15 protein-coding genes are annotated in these 15,172 nt (G+C 67.2%); 10 read left to right on the top strand and 5 right to left on the bottom strand.

Features of this window, described 5'->3' with window-relative positions:
- The first annotated feature begins 131 nt into the window (after positions 1 to 131).
- Both B1964_RS24675 and B1964_RS24680 read left to right on the top strand, forming a co-directional pair.
- On the top strand, positions 132 to 782 hold the full coding sequence (locus B1964_RS24675; RefSeq protein WP_079931670.1) for an MspA family porin: 651 nt from the start codon (positions 132 to 134) through the stop codon (positions 780 to 782).
- Positions 783 to 861: 79 nt separating this feature from the next.
- Positions 862 to 1,518, top strand: a complete 657-nt coding sequence (locus B1964_RS24680) for an MspA family porin (RefSeq protein WP_079931671.1) — start codon at positions 862 to 864, stop codon at positions 1,516 to 1,518.
- A 312-nt stretch (positions 1,519 to 1,830) separates the two neighbouring features.
- Here the strand turns inward: B1964_RS24680 and B1964_RS24685 are convergent, their stop codons facing one another.
- The 3 genes from B1964_RS24685 to B1964_RS24695 form a co-directional block, all read right to left on the bottom strand.
- The gene (locus B1964_RS24685) at positions 1,831 to 3,933 is read right to left on the bottom strand and encodes a heavy metal translocating P-type ATPase (RefSeq protein WP_253194170.1); all 2,103 of its coding nucleotides are present in this window, start codon (positions 3,931 to 3,933) and stop codon (positions 1,831 to 1,833) included.
- A gap of 127 nt (positions 3,934 to 4,060) precedes the next feature.
- Positions 4,061 to 4,957: a large conductance mechanosensitive channel protein MscL gene (mscL, locus tag B1964_RS24690; RefSeq protein WP_014359192.1), complete on the bottom strand. Its 897-nt coding sequence runs from the start codon at positions 4,955 to 4,957 to the stop codon at positions 4,061 to 4,063.
- 238 nt (positions 4,958 to 5,195) lie between these two features.
- On the bottom strand, positions 5,196 to 5,852 hold the full coding sequence (locus B1964_RS24695; RefSeq protein WP_079931673.1) for an SAF domain-containing protein: 657 nt from the start codon (positions 5,850 to 5,852) through the stop codon (positions 5,196 to 5,198).
- A gap of 218 nt (positions 5,853 to 6,070) precedes the next feature.
- Here B1964_RS24695 and nhaA point away from each other — a divergent pair, with 218 nt between their 5' ends.
- From nhaA to B1964_RS24710, 3 genes are all read left to right on the top strand, one after another.
- Entirely contained in the window at positions 6,071 to 7,381 is a 1,311-nt protein-coding gene (gene nhaA, locus B1964_RS24700; protein WP_253194171.1) for a Na+/H+ antiporter NhaA, read from the top strand.
- A 101-nt stretch (positions 7,382 to 7,482) separates the two neighbouring features.
- Positions 7,483 to 7,833 (top strand): FmdB family zinc ribbon protein, encoded by a 351-nt coding sequence (locus B1964_RS24705; RefSeq protein ID WP_079931675.1) that lies wholly within the window; start codon positions 7,483 to 7,485, stop codon positions 7,831 to 7,833.
- A gap of 191 nt (positions 7,834 to 8,024) precedes the next feature.
- Positions 8,025 to 8,483, top strand: coding sequence for a hypothetical protein (locus tag B1964_RS24710; protein ID WP_079931676.1), 459 nt, complete (start codon positions 8,025 to 8,027; stop codon positions 8,481 to 8,483).
- Positions 8,484 to 8,537: 54 nt separating this feature from the next.
- On the opposite strand, the gene B1964_RS24715 is transcribed toward B1964_RS24710, so the two are convergent.
- Positions 8,538 to 9,122 (bottom strand): 5-formyltetrahydrofolate cyclo-ligase, encoded by a 585-nt coding sequence (locus B1964_RS24715; protein WP_079931677.1) that lies wholly within the window; start codon positions 9,120 to 9,122, stop codon positions 8,538 to 8,540.
- 145 nt (positions 9,123 to 9,267) lie between these two features.
- Here B1964_RS24715 and B1964_RS24720 point away from each other — a divergent pair, with 145 nt between their 5' ends.
- The 3 genes from B1964_RS24720 to B1964_RS24730 all read left to right on the top strand — a co-directional run bounded on the left by B1964_RS24720 (position 9,268) and on the right by B1964_RS24730 (position 12,392).
- On the top strand, positions 9,268 to 10,218 hold the full coding sequence (locus tag B1964_RS24720; RefSeq protein ID WP_020172095.1) for a UTP--glucose-1-phosphate uridylyltransferase: 951 nt from the start codon (positions 9,268 to 9,270) through the stop codon (positions 10,216 to 10,218).
- A gap of 143 nt (positions 10,219 to 10,361) precedes the next feature.
- Positions 10,362 to 11,666 (top strand): gephyrin-like molybdotransferase Glp, encoded by a 1,305-nt coding sequence (gene glp / locus B1964_RS24725; protein ID WP_079931678.1) that lies wholly within the window; start codon positions 10,362 to 10,364, stop codon positions 11,664 to 11,666.
- Positions 11,667 to 11,735: 69 nt separating this feature from the next.
- Complete coding sequence (locus tag B1964_RS24730; protein WP_079931679.1) at positions 11,736 to 12,392, top strand: GNAT family protein; 657 nt, start codon at positions 11,736 to 11,738, stop codon at positions 12,390 to 12,392.
- A 51-nt stretch (positions 12,393 to 12,443) separates the two neighbouring features.
- Here B1964_RS24730 and B1964_RS24735 read toward each other — a convergent pair whose 3' ends face one another.
- Complete coding sequence (locus B1964_RS24735) at positions 12,444 to 13,238, bottom strand: hypothetical protein (RefSeq protein WP_253194172.1); 795 nt, start codon at positions 13,236 to 13,238, stop codon at positions 12,444 to 12,446.
- Positions 13,239 to 13,418: 180 nt separating this feature from the next.
- On the opposite strand from B1964_RS24735, the gene B1964_RS24740 reads away from it, so the two are divergent.
- The gene (locus B1964_RS24740) at positions 13,419 to 14,681 is read left to right on the top strand and encodes a histidine kinase (RefSeq protein ID WP_079931680.1); all 1,263 of its coding nucleotides are present in this window, start codon (positions 13,419 to 13,421) and stop codon (positions 14,679 to 14,681) included.
- A partial coding sequence (locus tag B1964_RS24745; protein WP_079931681.1) for a response regulator transcription factor occupies positions 14,678 to 15,172 on the top strand: 495 nt, incomplete at its 3' end. The genes B1964_RS24740 and B1964_RS24745, both read left to right, overlap by 4 nt.

Raw genomic sequence — 15,172 nt, forward strand, 5'->3', positions numbered from 1 at the left:
CCCTCGCGTTAACCCTGTCTATGCGATCGGGTTACGTGAGTCGGACACGATGCCTTCGACCGCCGAGGTCAGGACGGGACGTGTGGGTGCATGTCCTGCGAGATTTAGCCGAATCCTGTGAGAGGGAACGAATGAGCAAGTTCAGCAAGCTTGGGCTGCGCCGTGCTGCGGGGGCATGCGCCATCACCGCGGCCGCGGCGATCGGTCTGGCAAGCATGGGTACGGGAAACGCCGCGGCGGCTCCTTTGCCGAACGGGTCGAAGGTCGTCACCGGCCTCGACGGAGAAAGCGTCCAGACCATCCGCACTGGTGAGAACGCGTGGCCGGTGCCGTCGCTGGCCGCCAACGGTGCCGGTCGCGCCGCTGAGGTTTCCGGTACCTACACCGTCAAGACCGAGCCAGGCGTCACCGGGCGTGTGTACGTCGGGTTCCTGGTCGGATGCCAGATCAACATCACCGGCCTTGAGGGCGGGCTCAGCGGTTCCCTCGATCTCACGGCTGGGCCTTCGCTTTCGGGTTCGCTGTCCGTCCCGCTCGCACCCGGTCAGGTGAGCACCACGGTCGTCGACTACAAGTCGATCGGTGACGCTGGCATCGCCGCCTTCCAGCTCGACCACTTCGGCATCGATGTTCAGCAGTGCGGTGGCTTTGCGCAGGCGCGTTCGTTCGTATACGTGATGGCCGGCAAGGGATTCAAGGTCGACACCGATAACGACGTGATCGACAGCGACGGCGGCTACATCCAGTCCACCCTGTGGGGCAAGCCCTTCAGTCTCAACTGAGTGCCAGCAGACAAACCAGCAACAACTCTGAGATTTCTCTGCTGCACAAGCAGATAGACATATTCCACGAAGGGGAATCATGAAGAAGATCAGCACACGTCGTGCGATCGCGGCCGCCGGCGTAGTCGGCGCCGCACTGATGGGCCTGACCAGCCTGGGCGCCGGTGGCGCAGCGGCCGGCGCGCTGCCCGGCGCCAACGTCACCAAGAAGCTCGTGGACGGCACCCCCGTCAGCATCCGACTCTATGACGAGAGTGCCGACGTCCATGGCGCGGTCACCAACATCGCGACCAGCCGCGAGGTGTTCGTATCCGGCAAGATCCGCGTCACCGTGGGTGGACAGGCTGATGGTGGGTCGATCTCGGCCGGTTACATCGTCGGATGTCAGCTCAATTTCGGGGCATCATCGGGCGCCAACGGTGGATTGGCCGCGAGCGACAGCGGAGGTGCCACGCCGTCCGCGACCGCTACCGGCGGGTTCACTCTCAGCCCCGGTGAAGCGGTGTTCGTGCCGACTGTAGGCCGTCTCATCGGCCTCAAAGACAGCAGCAGCAACGCCATCAACGTGAATACCTTCTCGGGCACCACCGGTGGTGTGGCCTACAGCCAGGAGAAGTTCGGCGTTGACGGCTGCGCGGGCTATGCGCAGGCGAAGGCTGTCGTCCAGGTCACCGTCGAAACCGACGCCGTCAAGGGTGTTCTCACCGCTTACGGCAGTCCGTTCAGCATCGGCTGACATTCGCGGCTGGATCTCACGGTCCTTCACGCAACAAGGGCGGGAAACCAGAAATGGTTTCCCGCCCTTTGTCGTTCCTTCGGTCGCGGCATAGGGGAGGACCGCGATCCTGCCGGAACGAGGTGCGCCGTGTGGATTGTGCGCGGGTCGGGGGAGATGCGCACTTCCCGCACGGCACCACGGTTGCTCGATTAACCGTGAGCCGGCCGGGTGTTGCCGACGGGACCGACATTAGGCCCGCGACCTTGGGGGTCGTTCGGGGAAACCTGTGAAAGCGCTGGCCGGTCGATCGCGCCGCCCGATGTGGTCGAATTATCCGTTTTCAGTGCGCTGGTGCAGCACTCGGCGAGTGCTCGCCTCGGGCGAGATGTCGAGCCGGCGCAGCAATTGGGCATTCAGCGCCACGACGACGGTGGACGCCGACATCAGGATCGCGCCGACACTCATCGGCAGCACGAAGCCGATCGGCGCGAGCACGCCGGCCGCCAGCGGCACCGAGATCAGGTTGTATCCCGCTGCCCACCACAGGTTCTGCTGCATCTTGCGATAGCCCGCACGCGACAACTCGATCACCGACAACACCGAGCGGGGATCGGACGATGCGAGGATGACGCCGGCGGAGGCGACCGCGACGTCGGTGCCCGCACCGATCGCGATGCCGACGTCGGCTTGTGCGAGAGCGGGGGCGTCGTTGACGCCGTCGCCGACCATGGCGACCCGATGGCCCTCGCGCTGAAGCTCAGAAACCGTGGCGGACTTGTCTTCTGGACGTACACCCGCGTAGATGCGGTCGATGTCAAGTTCGGCGGCGACGCTGTCGGCAACGGCCTGCGTATCTCCGGTGACCATCACCACCTGCACGCCGAGGCGGTGTAGGGCGTCGACGGCCTGCCGCGATTCGGGGCGGACCTCGTCGGCGAGTCGCAGTGCGCCGATCACCGCGCCATCGGCGACCACGTGCAGGATGATCGCGCCCTGCGCGCGCCAGTCGTCGGCAATGGCGAGCTCGTCGAGTCCCATCTCGTCGAGCATGCGTGGACCGCCCACATGGAGTTCGTGACCGTGTACCGTCGCTGTGACGCCGACGGCCGGAGACGATGAGAAGTCCTGTGCGGGTGCGATGTTCAGTTCCTCGGAGCGAGCGGCCTGGACGATTGCGCGGGCCAGGGGGTGTTCGCTGCCGGATTCTGCGGACGCTGCAGCGGTGAGCACGTCGTCGGTGGAGTGGTCCGGCGTCGGCTCGACCGCGGTGACCGCGGGCTCGCCCTTGGTCAGCGTGCCCGTCTTGTCGAACAAGACCGCGTCGACGGTCCGCATGGACTCGAGCGCCAAGCGGTCCTTGATCAGCACCCCGCCGCGCGCGGCCCGTTCGGTGGCGATCGCGACGACCAACGGGATGGCCAGTCCCAGCGCGTGCGGGCAGGCGATGACGAGCACGGTGATGGTGCGGACGACGGCATCGTCGGGCATGCCGAGTGCGACCCACACGATCGCCGTCAGAACGGCTGAGCCCAGCGCGAACCAGAACAGCCAGCCGGCGGCGGTGTCGGCGAGACGCTGTGCCCGCGAGGATGACGCCTGTGCTTCGGCGACGAGTCGTCCGATCCCTGCCAGGGCCGTGTCGTCGCCGATCGCCGAGACCTTGATCCGCAGACCGGAATCGGTGGCGACGGTGCCTGCCACCACCGAATCCCCGACGCCACGCGTGACCGGCGTGGATTCGCCGGTCACCATCGATTCGTCGAGGTTCGCCGACCCGTCCAGGACGACACCGTCGGCGGGTATCGAGCCGCCCGGGCGTACGAGCACCACGTCGCCGACGACGAGTTCGGCGGGCGCGACGCTCACGGTCTGCCCGTCGACCACCTTCTCGGCGGAGTCCGGGAGCAATGCCGCAAGCGAGTCGAGTGCTGATGTCGCCTGCGCCAGCGAACGCATCTCGATCCAGTGACCGAGCAGCATGATGACGACGAGAAGTGCCAGCTCCCACCAGAAATCGAGCTCGTGGTCGAGCAGATGTAGGGTCGATCCCCACGACGCGACGAACGCGACGGTGATCGCGAGCGCGATCAACAGCATCATCCCCGGAGCGCGAGAACGGATCTCGCCGACCGCCCCGCCGAGGAAGGGTCGACCTCCCCAGAGATAGATCACGGTCCCGATCACCGGCGATACCCAGCGCACCCAGTCGGCGGCGGGGAGCGAGTAGCCGATCAGGTCGGCGAACATGCCGCTGAACACCACGGTCGGGATCGCGAGCACCAGCGTGATCCAGAAGAGCCGGCGGAACACGGCGACATGATCTCCGTGCCCGGCGTGACCACTCATCGCGCTGTGACCGGAATGGCCTGCGTGTCCTGAGTGCGTGTGGTCCGGGTGATTGGTGATGTTCCCATGCTGGTCGTGCTGCTCCATGCCGCCGACCATATACCCCTGGGGGGTATGGCGCAACGATGCTCTGGACCGTGGGAATCGGGTTCGGTCAACGGCGAAGGCCCGCATCCCCTTCGGGATACGGGCCTTCGATGGAGGTGTGAGCGACTCAGCGGGAGTGGCGGCCGGGGCCGTCCGGCGGATAGTCGCCGGGGTACTGCTCCCCGGGATACTGCTCGCCCGGATACTGCTGGCCGGGCGGCGGGTAGTTACCGGGCGGGTAGTTGCCGGGCGGCGGGTAATTACCGGGCTGTCCGCCGGCAGGTGGGTAGTTGCCCGGAGGGGGATAGTTGCCCGGCGCGGGGGACGGCGTCGGCGAACCCGGTCCCGGATACGGCGTGGTTCCCGGCCCCTGGCTCGGACGTTCGGGCGGAGTGAACGGGCCCGACGGTGCCGGATCGGAATATGGTGCGGGCGGCGTGCTGATCCGCTTGGTCGTGGTGTCAACGGCACTGCCTGCGCCGGGATCGCGGTCCGACGGTCCGCCGGGAACACCGGTGGGCGGTCCGGACGGATCGCTGAGGTGCGGCGGAAGGATCGACTGCGCCTGCTCCTTGGCTGCCGAGCTCGATCCCTCGGGAGCCAGATAGTCGCGGATTTCGGTGAGCAGCGAGATCTCGGTGGCCTCGGCCTCGTCGGGCTTCTTGCCCAGCGATGCGAGCTTGTTGTACGGAACGATGATGATGAAGTAAATGACGGCGGCGACGATCAGGAAGTTGATGATCGCGGCGATCAGCGCGCCGAAGTCGAGGAAGGTCGCCTGGTTGTCGGTGATCTTGAAGCCGAGCCCACAGACCGAGACCGGGTTGTTGACGGCGGTCTCGCCTGCCTTTGTGGTCGATGAGCCACAGTCGCCCTGGCCGGTGGGGATGGCCGCCAGCAGCGGATTGATGATGCCGGTGGTGAACGCCGTGACGATACCGGTGAACGCGGCGCCGACGATGACCGCTGTGGCCAATTCGACGACGTTGCCTCTGAGTATGAAATCTTTGAAGCCCTTGAGCACTTCCGGTCCTTCCTGATCGGTCTTCGGTGCCGGGTATTCATGCCGCGACGCCCACGGGTGGGCACGGACTTTAAGCAAACTCTATCCAGGATCGTAAACGACACTGAGTATTTCGCTCAGTGAGTCGACAAGACGCACTACAGCAATTGTGTCCAGTGGGTCGTGGTGCCGCCCGGGATCCGGGTGTCGCCGTCGGCGTCGGAGTGGCCTGATCGGTCGGTGCTGACAGCGCGCAAGGTCAGTGCAGAACCACCGCGAGTGGCACGTCGAGCCCTGCTCCGGCAACTCGATGAGCTGCGGTTTCGGTCATCGCGAGCAAGATCGGCGGGTTGCTCGTCGCGCGCGTCGGCGTCGTCGGGCCCGCACCGGGAACCAGCGCGACGATGGCACCCGCGGCCAGGATCTGTGCCTGGGCGTTGAGCACGTCCACGAGATCGCCGGCCCGTAACAATGATGCGACCGTGTCGTCGGCGAGTCGGACCGGCACCAACCGCGCATCGGCCCGTCCGGTCAACTCCATCGGCAGGCGCGGCGACAACAGCCGCGACTCGGTGACGATCTCTCCGGCGCGTACCGGGCCGGTCACCGTATGCGACTCGCCGTCGGCGGTCAGCCGTAGCGCTCCGTCGGGCACGAGGTCCACCGGAATGCGGAGCTCGCGCAGGTCGGTGCCGGTCACGGTGTGTCCCGGAAGCAGATCGCGCGCCGCCACCAGGACCGGCGCATCGTTCTTCGCGCGCTGACCGGTGACGCCGATGGCCACGGCCACCGCCACGAGTAGCAGCGCTGCGCTGCGCCTGATCATCACCGATCGCGCCCAGCCGGGACGCAGGGCGTGAGCGACGCGATCCCGCAGTCGCGGCCCGAGTGCCGAACCACCTCCGAACACGTTCATGACGGGCAAAGTAGCGGTTCTCGGCGCCCCCGATCCGGATCGAGGGGCGCCCTGTGGACAAAAGGCTTGCGGGCCTTGTTCTTCCACAGGGTGGACATCCCGGATTGGACGTGGGCCGTCGTGAACTGGGAGAATGGAATTCGGTGTGCCGGGAAGTCTGGTCGGCTCCGCGCTCGAGATGAGGCGGATTCTTGCCGACGACCGATCAGGAGCCGCCCGTGACGGACCCCGACAACACCTGCACCGACCCCCACGCCGAGTCGGATCCCGCCAAGACCGGCCACACACCCTGGCGCGTTGCCGACCGACGAGCACGCCTGCGGCGGGTACTCGCCCTCGACACCACCAGCGGCATCCTGCTGCTGACCTTCGCGGCAATCGCGATTGTCTGGGCCAACACACCCTGGCGCGAGGCCTACCACCACCTACTCGCGATCGAGATCGGCCCGGAGTCACTCCACCTGCACCTGACGCTGGCGCAATGGGCGGCCGACGGTCTGCTCGCGATCTTCTTCTTCGTCGTCGGTGTGGAGCTCAAACACGAGTTCGTCGCCGGGGGACTGCGGGATCTGCGACTCGCCGGTGTGCCGATCGCGGCCGCGGTCGGCGGCATGGTCACTCCTGCCCTGGTGTATCTGCTGGTTGTGGGCACCACGTCGGACGATCCGTCGGCGCTGCACGGCTGGGCGACGCCGACGGCCACCGACATCGCCTTCGCCCTGGCCGTCCTCGCCATCTGCGGGCGCGGCCTACCGCTGGCGCTGCGCACATTCCTGCTGACGCTGGCCGTCGTCGACGACCTGCTGGGCATCATTGTGATCGCCACCGTCTACACCGACACCATCGATCTCCTGATGTTGGGTGCGGCGGTGCTCGTCGTCGCGGTGTTCGCGCTCGCGGTGCGTGCGCCGCGCACCCGGTGGTGGCTGTTGTTGCCGCTGGCGCTGGCGGCGTGGGCGTTGATGCACGCCTCCGGGGTGCACGCCACGGTCGCCGGCGTCCTTCTCGGATTCGTGGTGCCCGCCAAGCCGATTCGCGGCGAGAAGCTCAGCCGTGCAGAGCTCTTCGACGAGACGGTACGGCCCTGGTCGTCGTCGGTGGCGCTACCGGTGTTCGCCTTCGCGGCCGCCGGGGTCTCGCTTGTCGGCGCCGGTGGTGCGCTCGTGGAACCGGTCTCGCTTGGCATCGTGGCCGGCCTGGTACTCGGCAAGATCGCCGGCGTGCTCGGCGCGACCGCGGTGATGACCCGTTTCACGCCGCTCCGACTGCCCGATGCAATCGGTCTCCGTGATCTCGTACCGATCGGCATGCTCACCGGTGTCGGATTCACCGTCGCCTTGCTCATCTCGGAGCTGTCGTTCGAGGACGGTGAGCATGCCGCACCGGCCAAGGCCGCCATCCTCATCGGCTCGGTGATCGCCGCTGCCCTCGCGGGCCTGCTGCTGCGCTGGGACGCGCGTAAGACCCGCGACCCCGATATGAACCGCGACGGCATTCCTGACCGCGACATCGAGGTCATCGGCGGATAGCCTTCTGACCAGCACAAACCACGTCTACTGGCACTCGGAATGTCCGAGTGCCAGTTTCGGTTAAACTGATCGAGGTTCCTACGTTCCTGTGGAGGTTTTCGGTGCCCACTTACTCGTATGCGTGCACGGAGTGTGACAACAAGTTCGACATCGTGCAGTCGTTCTCCGACGACTCGCTCACCGAGTGCCCTCAGTGCACCGGGCGGCTGCGCAAACTGTTCAACTCCGTCGGGATCGTGTTCAAGGGAAGCGGCTTCTACCGCACCGACTCGCGCAACGGCTCGTCGTCGTCGGAGAGCAGCAGCTCCTCGGAATCCAAGTCCGACTCGTCGTCGAGCTCATCCTCGGACTCCTCGAGCAGCAGCACCAGCTCGTCGTCGTCGAGCAGTGACTCCAAGTCGTCGTCGAGCCCCTCGGGCAGCGCCAAGGCAGCGACACCCGCCTCGGCCTGACGCATTTGAATCACCTGGCGCCGATTTGTGGTGTCGATCGTTCGGGTGAAATTTGGAAATCGGCCACAATGCCGCCGGATTTACGGGATTTCCGTATTCGCCGGGGTTGCCCTGTAGGCACACTCTGATAATTTCGTGTGGGTCACGTCCCCGGGTTCGGGAGGGGCGGCAACCCAAAGGAGTGTTCACACATGGCAGCCAGCAAGACTCGTCGAAACGTCCGTGTCCTCGGAGCAACCGCTGCGATCGTCGGCGCAGGTGCCCTCACCGCAGTGATGGCCGCACCTGCTTCGGCCGGCGTGACCGGGGTGTCGATCACCACGCCGTCCGGCTTTGCTTTGAGTTCGGGCAGCTACGGAACGTCCTGCTCGTACACCGTGTCGGCGAACATCAACAATTCGCAGGCGAGTGCGCCAGCGGTCAGTTTCACGGTATCGAAGAACGGAGGAGCGCCTGTTGCTCTTGGTACCTCGGTCCCGGCGAGTGGCCCCACTGTGACGACGACCTGGAAGCCCTCGTCGAAGGGCGCCTACACCATCACCGCGACTCAGGACGGCGTCAGCCAGTCGACGACAGCCAACGTGACCGGCACCGGGATTCAGCTTCCGTCCCCGGTGGGCGGTGGCAACTGCCTCGTCCTGCCGTTCTGACTCTCAGCGCGAATCTCTCCGAAAAGGGAACCACGAGTCGTCGTGGTTCCCTTTTTACGTCGGTGACCGCAGCCGTGTGAACCCACCACCCGGCGTGAGCGCCCACCCCATCGCCACGTCATAGGCGTCGGCGGGTAAATCGTCGACCAGCTCATGGTCGTAGACGATGCCGACGAGGGCGCCCGCAACCCCAGCGATGCTGCGGTCGTAATAGCCTGCGCCACGGCCCAATCGGACACCGGTGCGCGCGACCGCCAGCCCCGGGACAAAGGCGACGTCGGCTTCTGAGACCGCGTCGACGCCCAGCCGCGGGCCTGTCGGCTCGAGAAGTCCGAAACGCCCCCTGGCCAGCGAGTCTCGCGCGTCGTAGCGCACCCAGTCCAGCGGCGCCGGCGGTCCGGACGGCACCACCGGCAACAACACCGTGCAACCGCGCTCGCGCAGTGCGTCGAGAAATGCCACCGACCCCGGCTCGGCGCCCACCGGAACGTATGCCGCGACCGTCACCGCGTCGTCGAGCAGCACAGGGCTCGACGCGAGGTGGGTGACGAGCCGAGTCGCCGCGCGGTCACGATCCTCGGGGGTCAATGCTGCTCGCCGGGCTGCGAAGCCGGCCCGCAGTTCGTCCTTGCCCGCCACGGGTTCTCCTTCGCCTCAGATCGCAGGTGCCGCGCGTATCGTAGCGCTGACCAGGTGTGACACCGGTCTCGGTGGCGGCGATCTCCCAGCGTTCGCGAATCGTATCTGTGGCTGCTTCCCGGCAACCGACATTAGGGTGTTTCTCATGACCAGCGTGAGTAATTCGACGACCGAGATTCCCGAGTACCACGACGTACCCGACACCCCGCCGATCCCACGTACCGCGGTGGTCCCGGCCGCGGGCCTGGGCACACGATTCCTGCCGGCGACCAAGACGGTGCCCAAGGAGTTGCTGCCCGTCGTCGATACCCCCGGCATCGAACTCGTCGCCGAGGAGGCCAAGTCCGCCGGTGCCGAACGGCTGCTGATCATCACCTCACCCGGCAAGGACGGCGTGGTCGCGCACTTCGTCGAAGACCTGGTGCTGGAGAACACGCTGGCCAAGCGCGGTAAGGCGGCGATGCTCGCCAAGGTCCGCAAGGCGCCGTCGCTGCTCGACGTGGCCTCGGTGATCCAGGACAAGCCGCTCGGTCTCGGCCACGCCGTCGGATGCGTCGAGGACTACCTCGACGACGACGAGGACGCGATCGCGGTGCTGCTGCCCGACGATCTGGTGCTGCCCGGCGGGGTGCTCGAGGTGATGGCCCGTACCCGACAACGACGCGGCGGATCGGTGCTGTGTGCCATCGAGGTCCCCGGCGACCGGATCAGTGCCTACGGCGTCTTCGACGTCGAAGACCTGCCCGACGCCAACAACCCGAACGTCAAGCGCCTCAAGGGCATGGTCGAAAAGCCCGCACCCGAGGACGCGCCGTCGAACCTCGCGGCCGCCGGCCGATACATCCTCGACCGCAAGATCTTTGACGCGCTGCGCCGCATCAAGCCCGGTGCGGGTGGCGAATTGCAGCTGACCGACGCGATCGCCCTGCTCATCGAGGAAGGTGAGCCGGTGCACGTGGTCGTCCATCACGGCACCCGTCACGACCTCGGCAACCCCGGCGGCTACCTGAAAGCGGCCGTCGACTTCGCCCTCGACCGCGATGACTACGGTCCCGACCTGCGCGAGTGGCTCACCGAGCGCCTCAAGCAGGACTGACCCGCCCTCTGGTGTCGGGTATGCGGCCCTCCGCGCGCCTGACACGCGTGCGCCTGCCCGACGACTAGCCTTTACCCGAAGGTCGACCGGCAGGTACCCCGGCCGATGAGAGTGCGCACGGGCCGGCGGCGGAGTGAGGTGAGATGCGTTCGGTTGAGGATCATCTGTCGTTGGTGACGGCCGCGGCGGTCGCCCCGCGCCCGGTGCGTGTGGCGATCTCCGAGGCCCAGGGTTTGATGTGCGCCGAAGAGGTCGTCACCGAACACCCCATGCCCGGCTTCGACCAGGCCGCCGTCGACGGATACGCGGTACGCGCGGTCGACGTGGCACTCGCCGGGGTGCCCGCACCCGAGGATCTCGACGAGTTCGACGCCGGCGGTGCCGACCTCGTCGATCTCGAGGCGAACGAACCGATGATCGTGTCGTTGCCGGTGGTCGGGGAGGTCTCACCCGGCGCCCGCACCCCGACCCGTCTACAACCGCGGCAGGCAGTGCGCGTCGAAACCGGTGCTCCCATGCCGACTCTCGCCGACGCGGTGGTGCCGCTGCGGTGGACCGACGGCGGGGAGTCGAAGGTCAGGGTGGGTCACGGCGTCGAGAGTGGCGACTATGTGCGACGCGTCGGCGACGACGTACAGCCCGGTGACGTCGCCGTCCGTGCCGGATCGATCATCGGGTCGGCGCAGGTGGGTCTGCTCGCCGCCGTCGGGCATGCGCGCGTCATGGTGCATCCGCGTCCGCGACTGTCGGTGATCTCCATCGGCTCCGAACTCGTCGACATCGACCGCACCCCCGGACCCGGCCAGATCTACGACGTCAACAGCTACGCCCTCGCCGCGGCCGCCCGCGACGCCGGCGCCGACGTCAACCGAGTGGGCATCGCCGAACGGGACAGTTCCCGCATGCGGGAAGTCGTTGAAGCGCAACTCATCCGGTCGGAGATCGTGGTGATCTGCGGTGCGCTCGGTGGACAGGCGGGCGGCGCGGTCGTCGATGCGCTCAGCGATCTCGGAGACCTCGAGATCGTGCGGGTGGCCATGCACCCCGGCTCGGTCCAGGGCTTCGGTCGGCTCGGCCGCGACGAGGTGCCCACCTTCTTGCTGCCGTCCAATCCGGTCAGCGCCCTGGTGTCGTTCGAGGTGATGGTGCGTCCGCTGATCCGCATCGCGCTGGGCAAACGGCAACCGATGCGCCGGGTCATCAAGGCACGCACCATCGGTCCGATCGCGTCGGTCAAGGGCCGCAAGGGATATCTGCGCGGACAACTGATGCGCGACGAACGCTCCGGTGAATACCTCGTGCAGGTCCTCGGGGCGTCACCGACCGGATCGAGTCATCTGCTCGCCGAACTCGCCGAGGCCAACTGTCTGATCATCGTCGAGTCCGACGTCGAGGAACTCGGGATCGGCGACGAGGTGGAGGTCGCCTTCCTCGCCCAACGCGGCTGACGCCGACGAGTCGGCGCGCGTGCCGGTTACCTCCGCGCCGGGCGATGGTCACCGCATAGACTCCCAGATGTGTTCAGGTGGCTGAGTGGTGAGCCGGTCAGTCCGGGGTGGCCGGCGACGCTGGGACCTCTGGGGACCAAGGCGGGTGCGGTGACGATACGGCCGGTGAAGTTGCGAGACGCCAAGGACTGGAGCGAGTTGCGCATCCGTAACCAGAACTCGCTGATGCCGTGGGAACCGACGGGTGTCGGATCGTGGGCGTCGCGTCATCAGGTCTCGTCCTGGCCGCCGCTGTTCGCGGTGTTGAAATCCGAGGCCAAGCGAGGGACGTTGTTGCCGTTCGTGATCGAACTCGACGGCATCTACATCGGCCAGCTCACCGTCGGCAACATCCAACGCGGCGCGGTGCGCACCGCATGGATCGGCTACTGGATCGACGCCGGTCACGCCGGACAAGGCATCACCACCGCGGCCGTCGCGCTCGGCGTCGACCACTGCTTCGGTCCGGTCGGGCTGCACCGGCTCGACGCAACCGTCCAACCGGACAACGTTGCCTCCCAAGCGGTGTTGAGCAAGATCGGGTTCCGACGCGAGGGGCTGCTCGAGCGGTACATGGACGTCAACAAGCGCTGGCGTGATCATTTCCTCTATGCCCTCACCGCCGAGGAGATCACCGGCAGCGCCACCGAAACCCTCGTGCGGTCGGGGCGGGCGGCGTTTCTGTAGCCGATTTGCCGCTGGCGTGGGTCGACGGGCACAGGTCAGCCACCGAAGAACTCAGCCACCGAAGAACACCGCCAGAGCCTGTGCTGACTCAGCGGCCGAGCCGATGTTCGCGGCGCAGACCACCCCGGTGGTCAGCGCGACGAGCGTCAACGCGGCGGCACAGGCGAGCGGCCGTGTCCGGGCGCCGTGGGGTGCAACCGCCGCGGCACGAAGAGCGACGCCGGTCGCGCCGAGAACACCGACGGTGAGCACGCCGGCAATCACCGCGAATGCCGTGTGGTACCGGGCGAAGTCGTCGACGAGAACCTGCAACGGTGCCGAGAACTCGCCTCCGACGGGTGCAACGAGTTCGGCGTGAACCCGACCAGCGATCGCGAGGATCGTCGGGTCACCGCTGCCGGAGAGGAAGGGCAGTAGCGAGGACAACGGTGCGATCGCGCCTTGGATGTTCGCTGCCACGATGACGAGAGCGATCGCGGCGACGGCAGCAGCCGGTAGCGCCCGCAGCGGTCGTCGGCGCGTGGATTCGCTCGTCCCCCGGTAGAGGGCGATGGTCAGTCGACATGCGGAGACGAGTAACGCCAGGCCGATCACGGCTTTCGCGATGTGGAAGCGCCGCCAGTCGTCGACGAGAGCCGTCAGATCGGCGGGTGGTGTGCTCGACCCGCGTTCCCAGAAATGTGCGAACGCCGAGCCAAAAGCCGTAGCCATGCCGTAGGGACCGGGGCCGGTGAGCAACCACGGCGCGAGCATCGTCGCCGCAGCGAGCGCGGCGGTCAGTATGCCGAGGGCGACGATCCGGGCGGTGTTGGTCGTCGGAGAAGGGTGGTGGCGATGAGTGTGCATGACGGGCAATGACTTTCGTTCGGTGATCGGGGACCGCACCATGGTGGACCCATCGGCCGGTGCGGCACATCGGCAGTGGGAACGGTTGCATCGAGACGACGCGTCCTCCGCGCGGACGAGCTGAGAACCGTCCGCGAGGAGGGCGCGTCTTGCCGGTTCAAGGGTCTACAGTTGGCTCCGATGCCGACCCAGATTGCCGAAACCACACGTCGCTGGCGTGAATGGTGGATGACCGACACCGCTTTCGGTGCTGCGGCATCCGACGGCTCGGCCGCCGCGCTCGTCCGGCGGCTACGGATCGTCGCGACGTCGTCGTCGGTATCGGCGATCGTACCCGTCGCGGTCGTGCTGGCTTGCGCCGCAAGCCAATTGATCCAGCGAAGCGGTCCGAGCGCGGAACGTCCGGTGGCCGCGCTGGTTGTGAGCGCGCTGCTGGCGCTTCCGCTATTGGTGCGGCGTCGTCTTCCATTGACGGTGTTCGCGGTGCTCGCGCTCATCGCATTCGTGCAATGGGCCCTCGACCTTCGGTTGGTGGCCGACATCGCCCTCCTGATCGCCGTGTACACGGTGGCAGCGGCGTACCCGGCACGCACGGCGTGGGCCGCGGCTGTCGTCGTCGAGGTGGGTGCGGTGTTGGCGGTGCTGCGATGGCAGGCGAGCGGCTACCGCATCGAATCCCTCGTGCTGTTGACCGGGCCGCTGATCGCGGCGGTGTGCGCCGGGATCGCCGTGCGCAACCGCCGCAATGCGATCCTGGCCGCCGCCGACGGTGCCCAACGGCGCGAGCGTGAACGGCATCAGACCGAACTGCTCACGGCCGCGCGCCACCGGCAGCAGATAGCACGGGAGATGCATGACGTGGTGGCACATGGTCTCTCGGTGATGGTCACGCTGACCGAGGGGGCCCTGGCCACCGGGGATCGCGACCCCGCCGCCACGCGGGACGCGATGAAACGCGTCGCAGACATCGGCCGCCAGGCGCTCGACGACATGCGCGACCTCGTCCGGGTACTGCGTGCCGACGAGTTGCCGCGCCGACCGCAACCCGGTGTCGACGACGTCGAGACCCTGCTGGATGAGTGTCGGCGCACCGGAGTCGACATCGAGTTCGTCGTCGAGGGAACCGCGACCGATGTGTCGGCGCCCGAGGGACTGACCGTGTATCGCATCGTGCAGGAAGCCCTGACGAACGTGCGAAAACACGCCGACGCGACCACGGTTCGCGTGAACCTGGTCTACCGCGGCGACGCGATCGACGTCGAGATCGTCGACGACGGACGCAGCTCCGGGCGCTCGGCCGAGCCGGGGTTCGGACTGACCGGGGTTGCCGAGCGCGCGGCAGTCCATGGCGGTCGGACGGAGTCCGGACCACTGGTGGGCGGAGGTTGGCGGGTCTGGGCGTGCATCCCGACACGACGCGTCGCGACAGGCGCCGACAGATGACGATCCGAGTGGCCATCGTCGACGACCAGGAACTCGTCCGGCTCGGGCTACGGATGGTGTTGCAGGCCGCCGACGGCATCGAGGTGGTGGGGGAGGCCTCCGACGGCGACGAGGCCGTGGCGCTCGTCGAGTCCTGCGCTCCCGACGTGATCCTGATGGATGTGCGAATGCCCCGGATGAACGGTGTCGAGGCGACCCGGCAGGTGGTGGGCCACTGCCCATCGGTGCGGGTGCTGGTGTTGACGACCTTCGACGTCGACGAGTACGCCTTCGACGCCATCCGCGCAGGAGCGGCCGGGTTCTTGCTGAAAGACGTGCGTGGCGCGGAGTTGGTGGATGCGGTCGTGGCCGTCGCCCGAGGTGACGCGGTGATGTCCCCGCGCATCACCCGAGCCCTGGTCGACGCGTACGCCGCGACTCCGCCTGCCCGCACCGCACCCGCCCCGGTTCCCGTCGACGACCTGACCGAACGCGAACGGCAGGGGGGCGGC

Source organism: Gordonia sp. i37 (assembly GCF_002043085.1).
Lineage (GTDB): Bacteria > Actinomycetota > Actinomycetes > Mycobacteriales > Mycobacteriaceae > Gordonia > Gordonia polyisoprenivorans.

Bases quoted from the DNA above. Each gene is read 5' to 3' on its own strand.
- B1964_RS24695 (WP_079931673.1), bottom strand. From the start codon at position 5,852: ATGAACGTGTTCGGAGGTGGTTCGGCACTCGGGCCGCGACTGCGGGAT.
- B1964_RS24675 (WP_079931670.1), top strand. From the start codon at position 132: ATGAGCAAGTTCAGCAAGCTTGGGCTGCGCCGTGCTGCGGGGGCATGC.
- B1964_RS24680 (WP_079931671.1), top strand. From the start codon at position 862: ATGAAGAAGATCAGCACACGTCGTGCGATCGCGGCCGCCGGCGTAGTC.
- B1964_RS24710 (WP_079931676.1), top strand. From the start codon at position 8,025: ATGGCAGCCAGCAAGACTCGTCGAAACGTCCGTGTCCTCGGAGCAACC.
- B1964_RS24685 (WP_253194170.1), bottom strand. From the start codon at position 3,933: ATGGAGCAGCACGACCAGCATGGGAACATCACCAATCACCCGGACCAC.
- glp (WP_079931678.1), top strand. From the start codon at position 10,362: ATGCGTTCGGTTGAGGATCATCTGTCGTTGGTGACGGCCGCGGCGGTC.
- B1964_RS24735 (WP_253194172.1), bottom strand. From the start codon at position 13,238: ATGCACACTCATCGCCACCACCCTTCTCCGACGACCAACACCGCCCGG.
- B1964_RS24720 (WP_020172095.1), top strand. From the start codon at position 9,268: ATGACCAGCGTGAGTAATTCGACGACCGAGATTCCCGAGTACCACGAC.
- B1964_RS24740 (WP_079931680.1), top strand. From the start codon at position 13,419: ATGCCGACCCAGATTGCCGAAACCACACGTCGCTGGCGTGAATGGTGG.